14 protein-coding genes and 2 riboswitches are annotated in these 21,005 nt (G+C 66.6%); of the genes, 4 read left to right on the top strand and 10 right to left on the bottom strand.

Annotated features, from left to right (window positions below):
• Positions 1–195: 195 nt before the first annotated feature.
• The 7 genes from EEJ31_RS07125 to EEJ31_RS07100 all read right to left on the bottom strand — a co-directional run bounded on the left by EEJ31_RS07125 (position 196) and on the right by EEJ31_RS07100 (position 8,597).
• On the bottom strand, positions 196–1,476 hold the full coding sequence (locus EEJ31_RS07125) for a lipopolysaccharide biosynthesis protein (protein ID WP_158603919.1): 1,281 nt from the start codon (positions 1,474–1,476) through the stop codon (positions 196–198).
• A complete protein-coding gene (locus tag EEJ31_RS13740) occupies positions 1,466–2,560 on the bottom strand; it encodes a glycosyltransferase family protein (protein ID WP_148040145.1) in 1,095 nt (364 codons plus the stop codon). The genes EEJ31_RS07125 and EEJ31_RS13740 overlap by 11 nt, the downstream gene beginning before the upstream one ends.
• A 2-nt stretch (positions 2,561–2,562) precedes the next feature.
• A complete protein-coding gene (locus EEJ31_RS07120) occupies positions 2,563–3,840 on the bottom strand; it encodes an O-antigen ligase family protein (RefSeq protein ID WP_123045614.1) in 1,278 nt (425 codons plus the stop codon).
• 176 nt (positions 3,841–4,016) lie between these two features.
• The gene (locus EEJ31_RS07115; RefSeq protein ID WP_123045613.1) at positions 4,017–5,504 is read right to left on the bottom strand and encodes a sugar transferase; all 1,488 of its coding nucleotides are present in this window, start codon (positions 5,502–5,504) and stop codon (positions 4,017–4,019) included.
• 89 nt (positions 5,505–5,593) lie between these two features.
• Complete coding sequence (locus EEJ31_RS07110) at positions 5,594–6,577, bottom strand: beta propeller repeat protein (protein WP_123045612.1); 984 nt, start codon at positions 6,575–6,577, stop codon at positions 5,594–5,596.
• A gap of 2 nt (positions 6,578–6,579) precedes the next feature.
• Positions 6,580–7,173 (bottom strand): arsenate reductase/protein-tyrosine-phosphatase family protein, encoded by a 594-nt coding sequence (locus EEJ31_RS07105; protein ID WP_123045611.1) that lies wholly within the window; start codon positions 7,171–7,173, stop codon positions 6,580–6,582.
• Complete coding sequence (locus EEJ31_RS07100) at positions 7,170–8,597, bottom strand: polysaccharide biosynthesis tyrosine autokinase (RefSeq protein ID WP_123045610.1); 1,428 nt, start codon at positions 8,595–8,597, stop codon at positions 7,170–7,172. The genes EEJ31_RS07105 and EEJ31_RS07100 overlap by 4 nt, the downstream gene beginning before the upstream one ends.
• Positions 8,598–8,737: 140 nt before the next feature.
• Here EEJ31_RS07100 and EEJ31_RS07095 point away from each other — a divergent pair, with 140 nt between their 5' ends.
• From EEJ31_RS07095 to EEJ31_RS07085, 3 genes are all read left to right on the top strand, one after another.
• Positions 8,738–9,298, top strand: a complete 561-nt coding sequence (locus EEJ31_RS07095) for a hypothetical protein (protein ID WP_148040144.1) — start codon at positions 8,738–8,740, stop codon at positions 9,296–9,298.
• Between the two features lie 169 nt (positions 9,299–9,467).
• Positions 9,468–9,542: riboswitch (cyclic di-GMP riboswitch) on the top strand.
• 28 nt (positions 9,543–9,570) lie between these two features.
• On the top strand, positions 9,571–10,101 hold the full coding sequence (locus tag EEJ31_RS07090; RefSeq protein ID WP_123045608.1) for a hypothetical protein: 531 nt from the start codon (positions 9,571–9,573) through the stop codon (positions 10,099–10,101).
• A 96-nt stretch (positions 10,102–10,197) separates the two neighbouring features.
• A complete protein-coding gene (locus tag EEJ31_RS07085; RefSeq protein ID WP_199727299.1) occupies positions 10,198–11,226 on the top strand; it encodes a hypothetical protein in 1,029 nt (342 codons plus the stop codon).
• Positions 11,227–11,282: 56 nt separating this feature from the next.
• Here the strand turns inward: EEJ31_RS07085 and EEJ31_RS07080 are convergent, their stop codons facing one another.
• Positions 11,283–14,426 (bottom strand): hypothetical protein, encoded by a 3,144-nt coding sequence (locus EEJ31_RS07080; protein ID WP_123045607.1) that lies wholly within the window; start codon positions 14,424–14,426, stop codon positions 11,283–11,285.
• Between the two features lie 79 nt (positions 14,427–14,505).
• Positions 14,506–15,714 carry a GAF domain-containing protein gene (locus EEJ31_RS07075; RefSeq protein WP_325049337.1) on the bottom strand — a complete coding sequence of 403 codons (1,209 nt, stop codon included), beginning with the start codon at positions 15,712–15,714 and terminating at the stop codon, positions 14,506–14,508.
• Positions 15,715–15,900: 186 nt separating this feature from the next.
• A riboswitch (cyclic di-GMP riboswitch) is annotated at positions 15,901–15,977 on the bottom strand.
• A gap of 227 nt (positions 15,978–16,204) precedes the next feature.
• Between EEJ31_RS07075 and EEJ31_RS07070 the strand changes: the two genes are divergently transcribed.
• Positions 16,205–16,963: a hypothetical protein gene (locus EEJ31_RS07070; RefSeq protein WP_123045605.1), complete on the top strand. Its 759-nt coding sequence runs from the start codon at positions 16,205–16,207 to the stop codon at positions 16,961–16,963.
• Positions 16,964–17,074: 111 nt separating this feature from the next.
• Here EEJ31_RS07070 and EEJ31_RS07065 read toward each other — a convergent pair whose 3' ends face one another.
• Positions 17,075–20,971 (bottom strand): DNA-directed RNA polymerase subunit beta', encoded by a 3,897-nt coding sequence (locus tag EEJ31_RS07065; protein ID WP_123045604.1) that lies wholly within the window; start codon positions 20,969–20,971, stop codon positions 17,075–17,077.
• Positions 20,972–21,005: the final 34 nt, after the last annotated feature.

Below are 21,005 nucleotides of genomic sequence, written 5' to 3'. Positions count from 1 at the left end.
ATAGAAATCGGCGACCAGGCGGTTCTGTATCCAGGCGCCCGCGTCCTTGGAGGAGTCGGGGTCACCCGAGTCGGCGAAGGTACTATCGTGGCGGCGAATGCGGTTGTAACGCAATCCACGGGAGACTGGGAAATTTGGGGTGGCGTCCCCGCGAAGAAGATCGGCGAGCGTGCCAGAAGCTAGCGCGACAGGCGATCAATCGGCACTGCTGTTGACTGCCTTATCCGCTCGTTCCTGAGCTTGCCGTTCCGGGGGTTCCGCGGCAGTCAAGTCATGGTCGGAATCGGAATCGGCATCGACGAAGTACTGCCTGCCTGCCCACGCGCGATTTCGCGCGCGGTCTACGAGAAACGCTAAAAGGATCGCCCCCTGCATAACGAGCGGCGCGAGAACAATGGCAGGAAACCCGAAAACTGCTCCACCCACAAGGATCCATACGAGTCCAATGAGCGTTCCCAACAGGATCGACCTGCCAGCCGCGAACGGACGATCTTCGGCGTAGCAAAGTGACTTGTAGGACTGACTGACACCACTAAGGGCAGCACCGCAGGTTACAGTGACATACAACGGCCAACCTGAGCTGTAGTCCTCTCCTAAAATCGCTACCAGAGCGAAGCCGACTCCAGGCGAAGCAATTACCAACAGAGTCGAATACGCCAAACTGAGAGTCCTCAGGCGGCGAAAGGTCCTAAGACGTTCGCCCTCGTCTCTTTGTGCCGACATCGCGGGGACGTAGACGTTAAGGACTGCGTTCGTGACCACGTTTAGTGGGGTACCTATCCGGCTACCCGCAGAATAAAGACCGGTTGCGACGTCCCCGACAGCCAACCGCACAAACGAAATATCCAGCTGCCCTGCGCTGGTCACCGTGGAGGCGAACCAAAACCCCAAGGATGATCGCAAGAGCTCGAGAGGAGAGCTCGGACGCGCCCCAGATGCCGCCGCGATCGAAAACAGCAGCACTAGACCAAGCGCCGCGCCGACCATGAGGTGAAGCCAGATTTCGGTCTGCCAGACCAAGTGGAGCGCTACGGGTGTGAGGACGAGGATCCTGTGAAGCAACAAGATGAACGACGCAAAATATTGGCGGTTTCGCCCAGCCAGGATCCCTTGAATCAGCTCTCCGACAAGCTCCCCGATGATGAAGAGTGAAGCCGCCGTGGCGAGCGCCACGTCGTCGCCTACCAATAGTGCGAACGCAATCAGTAAACCGCTAACGCCGAGCGACGTCATGACACGAAGAAGCATCATGGTTGTTGCGACCGGACGCCAAGCATCGACGCTTGCGAGTCGCAGCGCCCGCGCGCTCATACCCATCCCGAGAATGCCGCCTGCGACATATCCAATCGAGATTAGCTGCCCGAAGGCACCGAAATCCTCTGGGCCCGCAAAACGCGCAACCAGCAGCAGTGTCGCCGCCTGCATCAGAGAGGCGAATCCGGCGCTCCCGATTCGAAAAAGGAGTTTAAGCTTCACGGGATTCAACCTGCAGCAGGGGGCGGACAAACGGAGCGAAGCCGGTCTCAGCAACAGCATGCGGCCGAGGCGCATAGGCCGCATGTTCGAGGTGCTTACCGAGGACGTCGGACCTCAGCTCTGACCAACTCGCCATCTCGCCGGCGGCCTTTGTGTCTCTGCGCAAGGACTTCGCGCCGGCACAGACCACTCTGGTACCAGCCGCTGCGGCCTTTCCGAAAAGGCCGCTGGGTCCCTCGTTGGAATGCGCCAGCACAAGGCAGTCCACGATGGCGACTGCAGTATCTAAATCTTCATCGGACAGCAGACGATCTTGGACGATAACGGTGCAGCCCGCGCTCCTGAGCTTCTGCAGCAGTTCCTCGGCGTCCCGAACACTTCGGTCGCACTTTCCGGCAATCAATAGACCAATCTGCTTCGATCGGACGCTGAGCAGAGCTTCCGCAACCAATGCAACGTTCTTTCTCGACGTAACCGCACCAAGCACAGCGAACCAATAACGTCTGTCGTCCAGGCCCCACTCGCTCCGTATGGTAGATGCCGCAGCGGGTGACGTTTTCAGCGTTACGGGATCCTTCGCTATCGAGAAGTAGGAATTGCCGTGCCATAGCGCCGAGCGGAGGATGACGACGTTTACTCGCCGCATTTGGTGGAGGTAGAAGTAAAGGCCGTGCTTCACCCAAGACACCAGCGTTCGAGAAAGACGCGAACTCGTTCGTGTGGCGCCCTCACGCATGATCAGCAGCGAAAACGATCCGGATCCGCGCCACCGTCCCTGACGTACGAGCGATCGCACGTAGCCGTCGCCATCAGGAACGACGGTCAGACTGGAGCCGAGTTCCCGCGACTTCTCAACGAGAACGTCGAGGTTGATGGCATCAAGGTACAGCATCGTGACACCGCTCATGACTTTGCCCAGATGCAGCTCGATTTCCGGAAGACGAGCTTGGTCAGCCCGCAGCGCAATTGTCACGTCGCTCCCGCGCTTCAATGCAGCATTTGCGAGAATCTGGACGTAATACAGGCGGTGGCCCCTCACATCATTCTCTGCAATCAGCAAGGACGTCGACGTCGTGTCCCCCACCGTCATCGCCTCCGAACTGCGCTAGCCGGTGTCCCGAGCCGAGTGGCCTCTGACTCGTCGGTTTTCACCGTCCGCGCCGTCGCATGAGAAGTCATGAAAATGAAGGCGAAGATACCTGGAACGAGGTACGTGCGGCCAGGGGCAGACACTACTTCGGTAATAGAAATCGCAAGCCAAACTCCGACAATTGCGAGAACATACTGACTCAGAAGCAAACCACTTTTGCGACGGATCGCGAGCATGACGGCCAGGGTTAGAAACGTGAGCCCGACGACCCCCGATGACACGAGAATTTCTGTGAACAAATTGTGGGTCGCGTAATTACCAGTAAAGGTATTGGTCCGATCCTGTCCGACCCAGAAAGACGGCCCGAATCCGAAGAGCGGATCATCAGCAACGATGTCCAACGCCCGCCGCCAGAGCTCTACGCGCCCCGTAAATTGTCCCGCGTTCCAATTCAGGAATGGCATCACGGCAACCGCCACCGCCGTGCAAGCGGTCGCGGCTCCAATTATCCACCGCGCAGAGTATTTCACGCTCGCTGTATACGCGAGGGCCAGCACGATTCCCGCCAGCCAAGTCCCAATGGCTGATCTGCTGCTTGTCAAGTCAACGAGGACGAAGCTTCCAGCTATCACAAGCATTCCCGCATAGCGTCCACGGGACGAAAGGAGCGTGATCGGCCCCATTGCGGCCAGGTAAAGACCCAGCGCATTCCCTGTGCCTACTGCTCCAAGTGCCTCACCCCATATGGAACATTTGTCGAACCGGCAGGGACCCAGGAGTTCATGTGGCATCAGCACGGTCAAGAGCGCAAGGATCAGGATGAATGCCCGAACCGCGTCCGCCGTCCCGGCACGGAGAGCGCTAGATGAATACCCGGCCGAAGGTGTGATCATCCCGGGCAGCAGGATTAGGAGTGAGCTGAGAGGCATTAAGAAAGCGTCGCCGGCGAGAGTGAAAGCGCCGAAAATGCTGAAGAGAAGGAGCAGGAAAAAGCCGCTGCCTGTGATCCGTGCGCCCCTCAAAAGCGATTGTGCGACCATGGGCAAACCCAAAATGACTAATGGCGCCATCCTGAGCAACGCCACCTGGTCGGCTGTTGCAGTGACGAATCCAAAAGTGGATAGGGTGCCAAGGCCGCCAAACGTGAAAGCCGCGTACGGCCACCAATACTCCCAACTCCTCCGGTGCGCACGGTAGGAGGTGAAGATTCCGCGGCGCAATGACAGTCCGACCAGCCACAAGAGCGCCCCTGTTAAGAGAGCGATAAATGACATCGGATTCCTTGGTGCGTTCGTTGACAATCGGAGTTGGAAACACAAGAGCTCTTCAGGACGCGAAGCCGATATTGCAGCCACTGAACAGGCAGTCCAGTTACGGTTTCACTCAATTGAAGCGTATTCCTGCGTCCCGGCCCGACCCATAACCGCCAAAATGACCCTCCGGCGCCCCATCAGTAGGCACCCGTCGGACGTACGATTGCGCGGATTGTGCGATAGAGGATAACGACGTCCCCCGTCATCGACCAATTCTCCACATAATACAAATCCAACCGGACACTATCTTCCCAGGACAGACTTGACCTGCCGCTCACCTGCCAGAGGCCCGTAATTCCCGGCTTGACCAGGAAACGCCGGTGAACGTGCGTTTCGTAAAGTTCCACTTCGTGCTCAAGAGGTGGGCGCGGTCCGACGAGGGACATGCTGCCCAGAAGCACGTTGAACAATTGAGGGAGTTCATCCAAGCTATATCGACGCAGGAAGCGACCTACCCCCGTGACGCGGGGGTCGTCCTTCATCTTGAAGAGCACGTCATTGCCCGCCTCGCGCTGGATCAGCTGTAATTCATCGAGCCGTGACTCTGCGTCGCTGTCCATGGACCGGAACTTGAGCATCTCGAATGTCGATCCGTTGATACCGACACGGCGCTGACGGAAGAGAATCGGCCCATCGCTCGACAGATTCACGGTGATCGCGATGAGGGCGAGCACCGGCGAGGCAAGCACGATCAGGACGCTCGAGACGACGATGTCGAAGATGCGCTTGGCCACGCTCTTACTACCCTCGTATCGCGGTGTCTCGACGTGGATCAGAGGCAGTCCGGCGACGGGACGAGTGTGGATGCGGGGGCCGCCGAGCCCTGTCAGTCCCGGCGCCACGACAAGGTGCTGCCGACCCGGCTCGAGACTCCAGCTGAGTTCGCGCACGCGGCGGGGAGACAGCTCCTCTGAACTCGTAACCACTACCGTGTCAGCACCGGTCGCCTCAAGTGCCTCGAGTACGTTACTGACGCTCCCGCACACTGGCACCTCCGTCCCGGGCAGCTGCCCGCCGATCATCCCGGTGGGCACACAGGCTCCGACGACCCGGTACCCGGCCGAGGGGGCACGCAAGAGCTCGAGGGCCAGGTGTGACGCAGAAGCCTCCGAGCCGACGAGCAAGACGGTGGACGAATACTTGCCGTTGCGGCGCTGTCCGCTCAGCCACTGGCGCCAGAACCAACGAGCGAGAAGCACGCAAACCGTTCCGACGGGGAAAGCGATGAGGATGTAGCCGCGCGCGAGATCCACTTTCAACAAGTATGCGGCGATCGATAGCAGCCCAAAGAGGCGCACGCTCGCGTTGACCACGAGCTTGTACTCCTGGCTTCCAAGGCCGATGACCCGGTCGGCGCGAGTGTCGTAAATGCGCAGCACTGCCATCCAACCTGCGACGACGATCAGAGACACAACCGAGTAGCCCACCACGAGATCTCCGTTGTCGACTACAGAGCCAACTAGCCGACTGTCGAGTCCGAGCCAGTTCACCTGCACCGCGAGAACCACGGCGACCAGGACGACGAGGTCCGTGACAGCGAGACGAGCGGCATAGACGTCACGCCAGTCTCGCTTGAGATCGCGGTAGGGCGAGGCGCGGGCGACGGCCCGCAGTAGACCGCTCATACGTTTCGCACCCCCTCCCCAGGTCGCGCTCAGCGCGCTGCTCTACCCTACTGGCTGGTATGTCCCCGTTTGCGCGGACACGACCGGCGCTACTCCCACGTCACGCCACCGTCGCCCGAGCGAGCGATAGCATCGCCGGCCCACAGCCACAGTGTGCCATCGGCCGCCGACACGGCGACATTGCCGGGCAGAGTTTCCGGATCGGCATCCAGCGCGTAGCAACCGTCCTGTGCGTCCCCCGCAGGCAGCATCCGCAGCGCCACGCCCTTACAGGCGGGATCGCCGACGATCGCGACGACGTAGCCGGAGTCCGTGGCGGCAAGGTCGACAGCCCCGGCAACTGGGGTGGCGTCGGACCAGGTCGCAGCGGCATCCGTTGTCTGGAAGACACGACCGTCGGCACACAGCACACCAGCGACGTCGGCGTCGCGCGGTGCCAGCGCAACAACCGTGGTGCACGGCGTGGACAGGTCGCCGGCGGGGCTGTGCACGGTCGAGGGCGTTGACGGGGTTGTGAACCACGTGCTCTCGAGTTCGTCGGGGTAGGAGACGTAGTTGTCCCCGGAGACGTACGTCTCGACGAACTGCGGCTCGCAACCCTCGGCGGAGAGTCCGACCATCGCGGCCCGAGTCTCGCCGGTGACGAGGATGCGTTGGAGCGCCGTGACGTCGGTGAAGCCAGTGGCGTCGGTCGTCTTCCAGCTGTAGCCGCCGTCAGCCGTCAGCTCAGGACTCGCGGAGGCATCGGGGCAGGCGCCAGTAGTCGCCCGCCAGGCGATGCTGCCGTCGAGAGCAGCGAGGAGCCGCGTGGACGGAACGGCGACGATGGCTGCGGGCTCCGGGCTGGCAGCGGGGGTCGTCTCGACCGTGCCAGCCGGCTGCGGCTCGGCGGAGGCCGGGGCGGCGGGTGCGCTGGCTACGGGTAACGTTTCGGACGCCTCACTGCGTGCGTGGGTGGCGCCCATGGCAACGGCGATGAGCACCGCGTCGACGACCAGGAACACCCCGACGCCAAGGAGGATCCACAGCCGCTTCGGCCGGTCCTTCGGCACGTACCGCTTGGGCGCTCCCATGGTCAGCGGACTCCGAGCGCTTCGGTGAGGCCGACGGTGATGGTGTTGACGGCCGCGTTGATCGCCTCGCCGGCCTGGTCGTAGACGTCCTGCGACTGCCGGTAGGGGTCGATGATGTCGTCGTCTTCCGGCCGTGACGGCTGGACGGTGCCGCGGAGCGCGGCGGCGGCACGCACGAAATCGCGCAGCCGATCTGCGGGGTCATCGGATTCGCCACCGGGCACCAGGCCCTCCGCGAGGGCGGTGGTGACCAGCCGGGCGAACTGGTTGAGAGTGAAGGTGTAGCGCGACGCGCGCGGGTGCTGCGAGACAACCTCGGCGCGGTGCTCCCGCGACGCCGTGAGCACGAGGTCCGCGTCGGCGATGAGCGGCTCGGTCAGGAGGCGAGCGGCGTGCGTGGCCGGAGAGGCCCCATAGACGCCGGCGAGCTCGGCGGCCTGGAGCGTCATGTCGTGGTCGACGAGCGCGCGCGTGCCGGCGCTGCTCACCGATACCGGCACGCCCGCCGCTTCCAGCCGCGCACGCAGCAACTGCTCGGCTAGCGGCGAGCGGCAGATGTTGCCCGTGCAGACGGTCAGCACCGAGAACGCAGTCACTTCCTGATCCGCTCACTGCGCATGGCGATCGCGTCGGGCACCGCGTCTTCACCGTAGACGTAGCCGTACCCATAGCGGCTGTAACCGTAGGCATCCGGGCCCTTGGTCGGCAGCATGGTCAGCACCAGGCCGGAGATCGGGGCGCCGACGTTGTCCAGTGCGGAGATCGCGCCCTTCAGCTGGGACTTGTGGGTACGGCCGGCGGCGATGACGATGATGGCGCCGCCGACGTTCTTGGCGAGGATCGCGCCGTCGGTGACCGGCAATAGTGGCGGGGCGTCGTAGATGACCACGTCGAAGTCACGGTTGAACTCGGCAATGAAGTGGCTCATGCGGGCAGAGCCGAGCAGCTCGCTCGGGTTCGGCGGGATGTGCCCGGCCGGCAGCACGAAGAGCTTGCTGCGACCCCAGGGCTGGATGACGTCTTCGGGCTCGGCGCGGCCGATGAGCACGTCGGTGAGGCCGGCGGCACCCTCGAGCCCCATGTAGTCGGCCACCTTGGGCCTGCGGAGGTCGGCATCGATGAGCAGAACGCGGGAACCGGCATCCGCCAGCGCGATCGCGAGGTTCGCGCCAGTGGTGCTCTTGCCCTCGCTCTCGATGGAGCTGGTGATGACGAAGCTGCGGTCGACCCGGCCTACGTCGAGGTATTGCAGGTTCGTGCGCAGTGTGCGGAAGGACTCGGCGCGCGGGCTGCGCGGGTCGACGTGCACGATGAGGGGACGCTCCTGCGCCTTGGGGTCGAAGACGATGCCGCCGAGGATCGGGATGTCGGTGACCTGTTCGACGTCCCGCTCATTACGGATGCGGGTCTCCAGCGTCTCGCGCAGCACGGCGATGCCCACACCGAGGGCGAGGCCCACGAGGGCGCCGAGGGCGATGTTCAGGGCCACGCGCGGGCTGACCGGGGCGTCAGGCGCCATGGCCTGCTGGGCGACGGTGAGCTTGACGGGCGACGCCGCTTCTGGCTCGCCGGCCGTCGTCTCGGGGGTCTCGATGGTGGCGACCACGTCGGTGAGGCTCTGCGACACGGCATTGGCGATGTCCGCGGCGAGCTGGGGGTCGTCGTCGGTGACGGTGATGTCGAGCAGCGAGGTGTCGAGCGGCGCGGATGCCGTGATCTGCTTGCTGAGTTCGTCGACGGGGAGGCTGAGGTTCAACTCGGCCACCACCGACTTGAGCACGATCGGAGTGTTCACGAGGTCGGAGTAGGTCTTCACCCGCTGCACCGTGAACGAGGCGCCCTGCTGCAGTTCGCTGGTGGTGCCACCGCCCTGCGTGGAGACGAAGACCTTGGCGGTGGCGCTGTACTTCGGGGTCTGCACGATCGAGACGACGGATGCGACGCCGACGGCCGCGAGCGTCATCAGCACGATCAGCACCCAACTTTTCTGCAGGATGCGGATGTAATCGCGGAGCTCCACGTAGCGGCCTTCCTCTCAACCAGATCGAGGCCCCTCAAGAAATGCCCCCCGGCTATATTCCCATACGTCGGAGCCCGTGGGGCGGCGCTCCGCTAGCGTGAAGGTCAGCACGACGCTGTTGTCGACCGGAAGGAATGCGAATGCCGCCCACTCTCACTTGGAAGCAGATGCTCTGGACCGGCGTCGTGCTCACCGTGATCGGTGTCATCGCCCGCACCTTCCTTCTCACGGCGCTCGCGTCGATCTGGGGAAACGGCGCACTGAACAACGCCGGGCTCTACTGGGCATACACGCTCCTCGCGGCGGTCTGCTTCGAGCTCGGACTCGCGCTCGTCGCATTCTCACTCGTCGCACGGTCGTTCGCGACCTGGCGCAGCGTCGTTCGCACGTCTGACGACAAGAATGCGGAGGCTGCGGCCGGCGACGCGTCCGCCGGCAACACCCGCGCCTCGGCGGTCATGTTCTGGGTCGGTGTGGCGCTCGCCGTACTCGGCCTGATTCTGCAGTACGCCCCGAACCTCTGGGCGTTCGACCTTTCCGGTGGCGCAGACGTCGGCTCCCGGCTCGCCACCGACATTCTTACCGTCATCGGCCCGCTGCAGATGCTCGCCTTTCCGCTCGGAATCCTCCTGGTCGCCGGGGCGCTGGTCGTGCGCACGCTCGAACCAACGGCAGCCGAAACTCAACGCGCGCTTCCCTGAAAGGCTCGACCGGTACACGAAAACGGGTGCGTGAGGCGGAAGAACCGTCGGCATGCCGTCGCTGATGCCCCGTTCTGGGGGAAGACTGCGAGTCTACGGCGAACTAGCGTTACCCTCCGGGGCACGGACAACGGTCAGACACGGTTGTTCTCAGCGCACTCAGCTTCCCCCTCCGAAAAGGCAAACCCGGCGCGAGCCGGGGACGCAAAGCCACGGGGCCCTCGGGGTCAGCCGGGTTACCGAATTGAGAAAGAACGACCATCATGCGTAATTTGACACGTACCTCCCTCGCCTTCGCCGGCGGCCTCGCGCTCGTTGCAGCGACCGCGGTTTCCGCATCCGCGGCAACCGGCGCCCCGGCAGACACCACGACCACCGTGGCCGTCACCGCCGGCGACCTCACCATCGCCGCACCGGCCACGCTCGCGCTTTCCAGCGCGGCGCCGGGCGCAACCGCCTCCGGCACCCTGGGTACGGTCTCGGTCAGCGACCTCACCGCCGACACCGTGGGCTGGAGCGCCACGGCCACCATCAGCGACTTCGTGGACGACGCCGGCACGCCGGCGGACACCACCGACGACCTGACCATCTCCGCCAGCAACTTCAGCTACACGCCGACCGCTGTCACCAACGTTTCGGGAACCGCCACGGTGACCGCCGACGGCGGCACCGACACCGTCACGGCCACGGCAGTTAACGGCAACAACGAAGCCTCGTGGGGAGCGGACGTGACGCTCGCCATCCCTAGCGACGCTCTCGCCGCCGCCAACTACACGGCAACGCTGACGCATTCCGTCTCCTAAGACTGGAGCGGGCGGGGAGGCCCCCTCGGGCTTCCCCGCCCGTTCGGTCTAACGAAACCAGCCGCCGTCAGCTCCCACCGACGAGAAAGCCGTTCCTTGCGCCCACTCCTTGCCGTCCTTGCCCTTGTCGCACTCGGCCTGATTCCCGCGGCTCCCGCCGCCGCGCTCGCCTCCGGTGCCCCCGTGAAGGCCGCGTCGGCAGACGAGGAAGGGATCGGCATCCGCCTCGTCGACATTCCGGCTGCCACGCAGAACGATCCGCGCGCCCGCTCCTACATCGTCGACAACCTTCCGCCGGGCACCACGATCAACCGACGGGTGGAGGTGCACAACCACACATCCGAAGCCCAGGATGTGCGTGTCTACCCGGGTGCCGCTCGCATCCACAATGGAGCTTTCGTCGCGGCAGCGGATGCGGCGGAAAATGAGCTGACCACCTGGACGTCGGTCGATCAGTCGACCCTTCACCTCGCGGCCGATGAGAGCGCGATGGTCACCGTCACAGTGACCGTTCCAACGGATGCCCCGGAAGGCGAGCAATATGCCGCCGTGTGGGCCGAAGTGCGATCGGCGCCCGACCCTCAAACCAACATCGTGACCGCGAGCCGCGTTGGTGTGCGCATGTACATTTCGGTGGGACCGGGCAACGGTCCGGCGGCCGATTTCTCGGTCTCGACACTCAAAGCGAGTCGCAACGGCGATGGCGAACCGGAAGTCCGCGCTGAAATCCGCAACACCGGGGGCCGGGCGATTGACGTCTCCGGCGCCTTGTCTCTGTCCGACGGCCCGAGTGGGCTGGCAGCGGGTCCCTTCCCCACTGAACGCGTGCTCACCCTCGCCCCCGGCACGAGCGGTGAGGTGCTGATCACCCTCGGCAGCGAACTTCCAAGCGGTCCCTGGCAGGCGGCGTTGCACCTGAAGAGCGGCCTCGTCGAGCACGATGCGACGGCAGAACTCACCTTCCCCGCCAAGGGCCGGAGCGTGACAGTGGAGCCCGATCACGGGATTCCCGCCTGGATGCTCCTGGCGGGCGGCGGTGTGGTCGCCGTTCTCCTCGCCCTGCTCATCGTCGTGCTCCTGCGGCGCTCCAACCGCTCTACTCCGGTTCGCCGGCACGCCGACTAGGGCACGGGAACGGCGACCTGAGCGAACGGTGCACCTGCCGGCCCGCCGGCTCGCGCCTAGTGCTCGGCCTTCACCTTGCGCATCCACTCCACGAGCTCGCCCTCGTCGACGCGCTGCCAGGTGCGCTCGTAGATCGCCTGGGCGATGTCGCGGGCGACGGTCGGGTCCACCGGCCGGCCGGCCGTGATCCACGCCGGGTGGATGTCGGCGGGTACCTCGATGCCGCGCGCCACCAGTTGGCCGACGATCTCCACCTGCAGGCTGCTGGCCGCCTTCCAGCGGAACAGCCACGACACCTCCTGCGCCCGGTGCACCAGCTGCGCCACCCGGGTGAGGTGCGTGTAGACCGGCGGCGGCAACTCGAGGTAGCGGCGGAGCTCGTCGTCGTCCTCGCGATCCTGGAGCTTCGCCGGGTCGGTGATGCCGGCATCCGTCAGTTTCTCTTCGAACGGCGCGAACAGGTCGAGCTGCCAGTAGCTGGTGTCGGGGATGACGCCCACCAGCTCACGGAACGCCGGATCGGTGCGGAGGCCCGCGAGCTCCGGGTCGTACCGGGCCCAGCGGCGGATGTGCGGAAGCGCGAAGGCGCGCTCGAACTTCTCGCGCACCTCGGGGTTACGCATGTCCTCCCCCAGCCGCACGTAGCCGCAGGCCACGTTGTACGCCGTGGCCGGGGCGAGCGAGGCGAACGCCCGCGCCCGCCAGCTCGGCGGGAACAGCTCGCCGACCACCACGTCGGTGGCGGTGGCGTCGTCGCGGGCGGCCGCGGCGGCATCCGTTGTGTCGTCGCTCGCGGTGCCGGCGTCGGCGGCGGCGGCGGCCGCCGCCTTGCGGGCCTTGCCGCCGGGCGCACTCGCGGCATTCTCGCTGCGGGCGGGGGTGAGGTCGGGCGGGAACAGGCCGTCGAGCAGGGTCGCCGCCTGCGGGCGCATGGCGTCGCGGAGGCCTCCGGACGCCGGGGTGCCGTCGGCCAGCAGCGCGACGAGCCGGGTCGAGCGCTCCTCGATGAGGGTGTCGCCCGGCCACGAGGAGGAGCCCGTGATGGCGCGGTGGTTCAGCACCACGACCAGCCAGGTCAGCAGGATGCGCCGGTGCAGGTCGATGAACCCGCCCTGCGTGGGCGACCCACCCGCCTCGGTGTTGATGAGGTCGGATTGCGCGCCCAGCCACTCGCCGTAGCGGCGCAACTCGTCGACCTCGTGCGCCTCGCGGTGCAGGGCGTGCTGCAGCGCCACGAGCGCCGGGCGGTTCGCGGAGTCGAAGTCGACCGCGCGGGTCAGCAGCTGCCGGGCCGCCTCACGGTTGTTCTTGTAGTCGGTGGTGGCCAGTGAGTGCAGGCCGATGCTGCGCCAGTCGGTGGCGCCGCAGAGGGCGTCGAAACCGTCATGGTGCTGGGCGAGGGTCGCCAGCACGAACGAGGCGGCGAGCTTGCTGAGGTGCGACGACGGCGACGACGGATGCCCCGGGTCGGGCAGCAGCGCGGCATCTGTCTGCGCCGTGCGCAGGTCGCGGGTCGCAGCCTCGTTCGCCTCGCCCGCCGTGCCGCGGATCTGCTGCACCTGCCAGATGCTGGGGTCCATGGTGACGGCGCCGACCGCGTAGCCGTTGCGGGTGATGACGACCGCGGCGCGGGTGGGGTGCGGCTCGGTGGCGAGAAGGGTGGGCGCATCGGGGTCGACCTCGTTTCCGACGAAGTCGACGGTGACGCGCCAGGGGGTGAGGCCCAGCACCCGGCGAACGCCCGCGGTGAAGGCGCTGGCCCCGCCCTGCGGAAGCGGGAGGGCGTTGTGCGCCAGGGCCGTGACATCCGTTGCCCGCGGCACCTCGAGGCCGCGCGGGGAGGCCGCGCCGAGCTGGCCGAGGAGGGCGACCAGCTCGGTGGTCTGGGGTTCGTTGCGGTCGCCGGCGGCGTCACGCACGTGCAGGGCGACGGCGAGGCGGCTGGCGAGGTAGAGGGACAGGAAGAACGCGCCGAGAAGGCCGAGCGCGAGCAGGATCAGCAGCAACCACGGCAGCTTGTCGGCGCTGAGCGGCGTGACCTGGTCGAGCGGCGCCGGGTGGGTGACGACCGGGTCGATGACGCCGGAGGAGGTACCGCCGGTCGTGTCGGTGCCCGCGCCGGTGAGGTCGAGGGGCGCGTGCACGAGCGTGATCACGAACAGGATGGGCGTCAGCACCACGAGCACCAGCCCGAGGATGCCGAGGGTTCGGCGGGTCACGGCACTGCGGATGCGCCACGGCGAGCCGGGCAGGAACACGAGCAGCCGGCCGAGGATCAGGAGCAGGAGCACGAGGCCGAGCGCGGCGAGCACCGGGCCGACGAGCGGGGCGACCCAGGCGGCCGTCGCCGCTGCCCACGACTGGCCGGTCGTCTCCGACGGCGTATCGGCGGCGAGGCTCCCCTGCAGGTCGCTGTAGCCGTTGGAGGTGAGGGCGTCGATGCGCTCCTGCTCGCAGGCTGCGGCGAGCCCGGTCATGCCCGGCACGTCGGGGTTGGCCAGGGCGGGCTGGCGCACCCGGTCGATGAGGCGCAGCGCCTGGTCGGGCTGGCCGGCTTCGTTCAGCCGGTCGGCGACGCCGCAGACCTCACGCGTCGCCGCGTCGTTGGTGTCGGCGCTCGGGTTGTCGGGGTTCGGGGACGGCGAGGTGAGCGCCGTCTTCAGCGCCGTCTCAGCGGATGCCGCGAGCGCGGCCAGTCGCTCGGGCTCGCACGCAAGGATGAGGCGCCGGCTGGTGAAGGTGCTGGGCTCCTGCGTTGCCGGCTGCCGGATCTCGTCGATGAGCTCGAGGGCGGCGCTCGGATGGCCGGCGGTGGTGAAGTTCTCCACCTGCATGCACAGGTCGTCGAGGCTGGCGAGGGGGTCGTTGTTCGCGGCGGGGGTCGGCGTTGCCGTGGCGCCGGGTTTCGCGGGAGTGGTGGTGGGTTTCGGCGCGGGCTTCGGGGCCGGGGTCGCGGCGGGAACGGCGACGAGGCCTGTCCCCTGAACTGGGGTGATGTCGTAGGCGGTCGAAGCGGCGGCGGGACCGGCGGTGATGAGCGCCGAGCCGAACGCGAGGCCCAGTGCGAGGGCTGCGACGGTGGCGCGAGCGGCGCGGCGGAGGCCCCGGGGGCGACGAGCCGCCGCGGATTCACCGGTCGTGCTGCTGTTTCGGCGGGTGACGTCCTGGTTTCGTGCCGGCTTCGGTGCGCCGTTGGTCATGGATTACCTCCCACGCTGCGTTCGGCCAGTGTCTCGCGATTCCCCTGACCCAGCAATAGGCGGCCCGCGACGCAACCCCCTAATGGTTGTTATGCACGAGCCGGTCAGCCTCGTCGGTGGCGAGGCACCAGAGCCGGCGCTCGGCCTCGAGGGCGAGCTCGCGGAGGTAAGCGGTGTCGAAGCTCTCATCCCCGGACTGCGGACGGGTGTCGACGACACAGAGCGCCCCGATACGCTCGCCGGTGGGCGATTCGACCGGGAATCCGGCGTAGAACCGGATCTGCGGTGCGGTGGTGACGGCAGGATTGGTGCGGAAACGAGCATCGCGAAGGGTGTCGCGCACGATCAGCGCGTCGCCGCCTCGGATGGTGAATGCGCAGAACGACTGGATGCGCGGAGCGGCCGCCGGAACCGGCTCGGTGGCAGCGATGTTCCGTTGCTGGTCGTGGTCGATGACCGTCAGCAGGGCCATGGCACTGCCCAGTCCCTGCCGTGCACGATCGACGATGTCGGTGAGAACCGGGTCGCTGTTGCATGCCGCCAGGTTCAGCCGGTCGACTGCTCGCTGGCGAATCCGCTCGTCGTCGGCGGTCAACGGCGCCGACGGGCGCTTCGGAACGGTGTGAAGCCGGCCCGAGATGTAGGCGGCCATCGAGCTGGCCCACGCGGCGTACTGTAGTGGACTGCGGTGCCGGTCGGTGCTCGAGTCTTCTGCGAGTGCGGCAGACAGCGGGATGAAGGTGGTGCGCGGCGCCCCCTCGGCGAGCGTGCGGGTGGCGACGTTCAACGCTCGCGCATGTCGCTCCGCGATCCGGCCGCGGGCCGAGTCGTACAGGGAGATCGACGTGATCGGCTGGATGCCGACCAGGAAGAACTCCGCATGCGGGAGACTCGCGGCACGGAGGGCCGCGAGGAGCTGGGTGAGGGCACGGCGCCAGGAGGCGACCCGCGTGAGGCGGAGGGCATCGTCCACCCCGAGCATCACGACGACCCCGTCGTATTTGTGCAGCACCATTCCCGCCAGCAGACGGCACGCCTTCGTGATGTTCATGCCGGGATCCGCGACGAGGTCCACCGTGCACCCCCGACCGGTGTCGCCGGCGATCGCACGCGCGAGCGCGCCGGGCAGCGCGAGATCGTGGCTCCTGACCCCCCACCCGACGGCCGGCCCGCAACCGAGGAGGAGAACGCGGTACGGATTCGGGCCCGGAGCTCGCCCGCGGGGTGCGTCAGCGGGACGCGGGACGGCGATCCCGACGCGGCCGACTGCGACGGCCGTGGCCCGCATGAGCGGCATCAGCGCTTTGGTCAGCGCCCAGTACGCCCGATCGCGCACCGTCGCCCGGCGCCGAGCGGATGCTCGCCGCCAATCCTGGGAAACGCGGATGCTTATGGGCGCCGTCGACATGACGCTGGAGCTCCGGTCGTGGCGCTGGTGACTGACGTCGTTCGCACGAGCAACACCCTTTCTCAATTCGGTAACCCGGCTGACCCTCATCGGGTCCCGTGGCTTTGCGTCCCCGGTTCACACCGGGTTTGCCATTTCGGTGAGCGGTGCCCGCGGCAACGGTTGTGATACCGCGCTGCCGACCTCTCTCGACCTCAAGCTTAGGGAGCCCGTACCAGGAAGAGGGAGCCCGTTCTGCCCCCAATCTGGGGCTGTTCCCACCGGCCGGCCTCACGGGGCAGCTGAGCGAAGCGGCCGGGAAGCCGTACATTGGGACTGGCCGCCGTCGGCAGAACGAGAATTCGGCGGCCCTTCGGTGAGGAGGCGGCAGGTGGGGGCCGACGAGGGCGGGAAGGGGCGGAACGCGCTCCGGGCGCTCGGTCGCGCACTGCACTGGGTCAGGACCGGCGGCGCCGCCGAACCCACCTTCGTGGACCTGGGCGAGTTCAAGGCTCCGCCCGAGATGCCGCTCGCGCCGATCGAGCGCGTGGTCGAGGAGGGCCACCTGATCGCGGCATCCGCTGTGCGTATGGCCGTGAAGAACCGGCTGCTCGTGCGCGCACTCCGCGACGACCGCGAGTACGACCCGCGTGCGCTGGTGAGGGTGGCGAAGCGCCAGTTCACCGAGCTTGCGGAGGAGAACGAGGAGGCCGCCGAGCGGCTGGAGCGCGAACAGCGGCGCGAGGCGAAGCAGGTCGAGAACGCGCGGAGGCCGCGCCGGTACCTGGGCGGGCGACCGATCGTCGAGCGGCCGGAGCAGGTGCGCGGCCCACAGGTGTACCGGCTGCTGGCCGCGGCGCTGCGCGCGACCGCGGGCGACGACGAGGAGCTGCTGCGCGTGGTGTCGGCGGCGCGCGACGACGCCTGGGCCGAGCTGGGCCGCGAGGTGGAGGCCCGGCTGGGCTCGGGCGAGGCGGCGCCCGCCGTGCACCGGCCCGACGTGCCGGCATCCGCCACCCTCGACCCGGCCGTGCCGGTCGACGCCGACTACGCCCGCGAACGCGACCAGCGGATGCGTGCGCTCATCGACGAGGACCTCGCGGCTCTCGCGGCCCGCAATGACCCACAACCCCCCGCCTCTCTTCCGTGAACGGAGAGTTGTGCAGCGTTAGGCGCCGGCAAAGTCACGCGGCGAGGTGAAAGGCGTGAAACGACGGATGGCCCCCTGCCGAAGCAGGGGGCCATCCGTTGCGCGAACCTACTAGCTGTAGGAGCCCGGGGTGAAGTCGTCCGACGAGAAGCTGTCGAAGTCGACGAAGCTCAGGTCACCCTCGTTGAACGATGCGTCTTCGGTGAAGATGCGGTTCGGGTAACGCTCAGCCTTGGCTTCCTCGGTCGCCTCGACCGTCACTTCGCGGTACTTCGCCAGGCCGGTGCCGGCCGGGATCAACTTACCGATGATGACGTTCTCCTTGAGGCCGACCAGCGGGTCGCTCTTGCCTTCCATGGCCGCCTGGGTGAGCACCCGGGTGGTCTCCTGGAACGACGCGGCCGACAGCCACGACTCGGTCGCCAGCGACGCCTTGGTGATACCCATGACCTCCTGGCGAGCGGATGCCGTCTTCTTGCCCTCGGTGAGCGCCGTGCGGTTGAGCTCGTTGTACTTCTGGCGGTCCACCAGCTCACCCGGCAGCAGCCCGGTGTCGCCGTGCTCGACGACGGTCACCTTGCGCAGCATCTGGCGAACGATGACCTCGATGTGCTTGTCGTGGATCGGCACGCCCTGCGAGCGGTAGACGTCCTGCACGCCGCCCACGAGGTGCTTCTGCACCTCGCGCACGCCCTTGACCCGGAGAACTTCCTTCGGGTCGACGGCGCCGACGATGACCTGCTGGCCGAGCTCGACGTGCTGGCCGTCCTCGACGAGGAGGGTCGAACGCTTAAGCACCGGGTAGGCGATCGGCTCGTCGCCGTTGTCGGGCGTGAGGATCACCTTGCGGCTGCGGTCGGTGTCTTCGATCGTGATGCGACCGGCGGCCTCCGCGATGGGCGACGCACCCTTGGGGGTACGCGCCTCGAAGAGCTCCTGCACACGCGGCAGACCCTGGGTGATGTCATCAGCGGATGCGGAACCACCGGTGTGGAAGGTACGCATCGTCAGCTGCGTGCCCGGCTCACCGATCGACTGCGCCGCGATGATGCCCACGGCCTCACCGATGTCGACGAGCTTGCCGGTGGCGAGCGAGCGGCCGTAGCAGGCCGCGCAGACGCCGACGGAGGACTCGCAGGTCAGCACCGAGCGCACCTTGATGGTCTCGACGCCGGCCGCGACCAGCTTCTCGATGAGCACGTCGCCCACGTCGTCGCCGGCGTCGGCGACGACCTCGCCGGCGGCGTTGACCGCGTCAGCGGCCAGGCTGCGGGCGTAGACCGCGTTCTCGACGTTCGCGTCGCGCACCAGGGTTCCGGTGGAGTCGACGGCGGCGATCGGGAGCTCGAGGCCCTTGGTGGTGCCACAGTCGTCTTCACGGATGATGACGTCCTGCGACACGTCCACCAGACGACGGGTCAGGTAACCCGAGTCGGCGGTACGGAGCGCGGTGTCGGCCAGACCCTTACGAGCACCGTGAGTAGCAATGAAGTACTCGGCGACGGACAGGCCTTCGCGGTAGCTCGAGATGATCGGGCGAGGGATGATCTCACCCTTCGGGTTGTTCACCAGGCCTCGCATACCGGCGATGTTGCGCACCTGCAGCCAGTTACCACGGGCACCGGAGGTGACCATGCGGTTGATGGTGTTGTCGGCCGGGAAGTTCTCCTGCATGGCAGTGGCGACGTCTTCGGTCGCACGCGTCCAGATCTGGATGAGCTCCTGGCGGCGCTCGAGGTCGGTCGTGAGTCCCTTCTCGAACTGCGCCTGCACCTTCGCGGCCTGCTTCTCGTAGCCGGCAACGATCTGCGGCTTCGACGGCGGCGTGAGGATGTCGCTCAGGGCGACGGTCACACCGGAGCGGGTCGCCCAGTGGAAACCGGCGTCCTTGATGTTGTCCAGCGCGGCGGCGACGTCCACCTTCGGGTAGCGCTCGGCAAGGTCGTTGACGATCGCGGAGATCGAGCCCTTGTCAGCCACCTTCTCGAAGTAGGGGTAGTTCGCCGGGAGCGCCTCGTTGAAGATCGCGCGGCCGAGCGTGGTGCTCAGCAGCACGGTGCCCGTGGCCTTGCCGTCGACCAGCTCGACGCCTTCGGGCTGGGTGCCCTCGGCGAAGTACAGGTCGCTCATGCGGATGCGCACCTTGGCGTTCAGGTCGAGGCTCTTCTGGTCGAACGCGAGGATCGCTTCCGACACCGAGGCGAACGCGCGGCCCTCGCCGACAGCACCCTCCTTGACCGTGGTCAGGTGGTGCAGGCCGATGATCATGTCCTGCGTGGGCAGGGTCACCGGGCGACCGTCGGACGGCTTCAGGATGTTGTTCGACGCGAGCATGAGCACGCGGGCCTCGGCCTGCGCCTCCACCGACAGCGGAAGGTGCACAGCCATCTGGTCACCGTCGAAGTCGGCGTTGAACGCGGCACACACGAGCGGGTGCAGCTGGATGGCCTTGCCCTCGACGAGCTGAGGCTCGAACGCCTGGATGCCAAGACGGTGCAGCGTGGGCGCACGGTTCAGCAGCACGGGGCGCTCGCGGATGATCTCCTCGAGCACGTCCCACACCTGCGGGCGTGAACGCTCCACCATGCGCTTGGCGGCCTTGATGTTCTGGGCGTGGCTTAGGTCGATCAGGCGCTTGATCACGAACGGCTTGAACAGCTCCAGCGCCATCTGCTTGGGCAGACCACACTGGTGCAGCTTCAGCTGCGGACCGACGATGATGACCGAACGGCCCGAGTAGTCCACGCGCTTGCCGAGCAGGTTCTGGCGGAACCGGCCCTGCTTGCCCTTGAGCATGTCGGAGAGCGACTTGAGCGCGCGGTTGCCGGTGCCCGTGACGGGACGGCCGCGACGACCGTTGTCGAACAGCGCGTCGACAGCCTCCTGCAGCATCCGCTTCTCGTTGTTCACGATGATCTCGGGAGCACCGAGGTCGAGCAGGCGACGCAGGCGGTTGTTGCGGTTGATCACACGACGGTAGAGGTCGTTCAGGTCGGAGGTCGCGAAGCGGCCACCGTCGAGCTGCACCATCGGGCGAAGCTCCGGCGGGATGACCGGGACCACGTCGAGCACCATCGCGGCCGGCGAGTTGCCGGTCGTGATGAACGCGTTCACGACGCGCAGGCGCTTGATGGCACGGATCTTCTTCTGGCCCTTGCCCTCGGAGATCTGCAGGTGCAGGTCTTCGCTCTCGGCGGCCAGGTCGAACGCCTCCAGGCGCTTCTTGATGGCCTCGGCGCCCATGTAGGCCTCGAAGTACATGCCGAAGCGGTCCTGCAGCTCGTGGAAGACGGCGTCTTCGGGCTTGAGGTCGCCGACCTTGAGAGTGCGGAAGTCTTCCCACACGCGCTCGAGGTGAGCGATCTGCTCGTCGATCGCCTTGCGCGTCTGGCTCATTTCCTTGTCGGCTGAGTCCTTGGTGCGCTTCTTCTGGTCGCTCTTGGCGCCCTCGGCCTCAAGGGCGGCGAGGTCGGTCTCGAGGCGCTGCATGCGGTCGGCGATACGCGAGTCGCGCTGGCCCTCGAGGGTCTTGATCTCGAGGCGCAGCTCGTTCTCAAGGCCGGGCATGTCCTGGTGACGGGCGTCTTCGTCGACCGAGATGACCATGTAGGCGGCGAAGTAGATGACCTTCTCGAGGTCCTTCGGCGCCATGTCCAGCAGGTAGCCGAGGCGCGAGGGAACGCCCTTGAAGTACCAGATGTGGGTGACCGGGGCGGCGAGCTCGATGTGGCCCATGCGCTCACGGCGCACCGACGACTTGGTGACCTCGACACCACAGCGCTCACACACGATGCCCTTGAAGCGCACGCGCTTGTACTTGCCGCACGAGCACTCCCAGTCCCGCGAGGGGCCGAAGATCTGCTCGCCGAAGAGGCCGTCCTTCTCCGGCTTCAGCGTGCGGTAGTTGATCGTTTCGGGCTTCTTGACCTCACCGTGTGACCAACGGCGGATGTCGTCGGCGGTAGCCAGGCCAATACGAAGCTCGTCAAAAGTTGTTACGTCGAGCAATTTCTCTCCTTGGAAAGTTTTTTGAGTCTCTTCT

It is taken from the genome of Cryobacterium tepidiphilum (assembly GCF_003716325.1).
GTDB classification, from domain to species: domain Bacteria; phylum Actinomycetota; class Actinomycetes; order Actinomycetales; family Microbacteriaceae; genus Cryobacterium; species Cryobacterium tepidiphilum.
The sequence above is the reverse complement of the archived record's forward strand: the minus strand, read 5'-3'. Positions and strand labels throughout refer to the sequence as shown.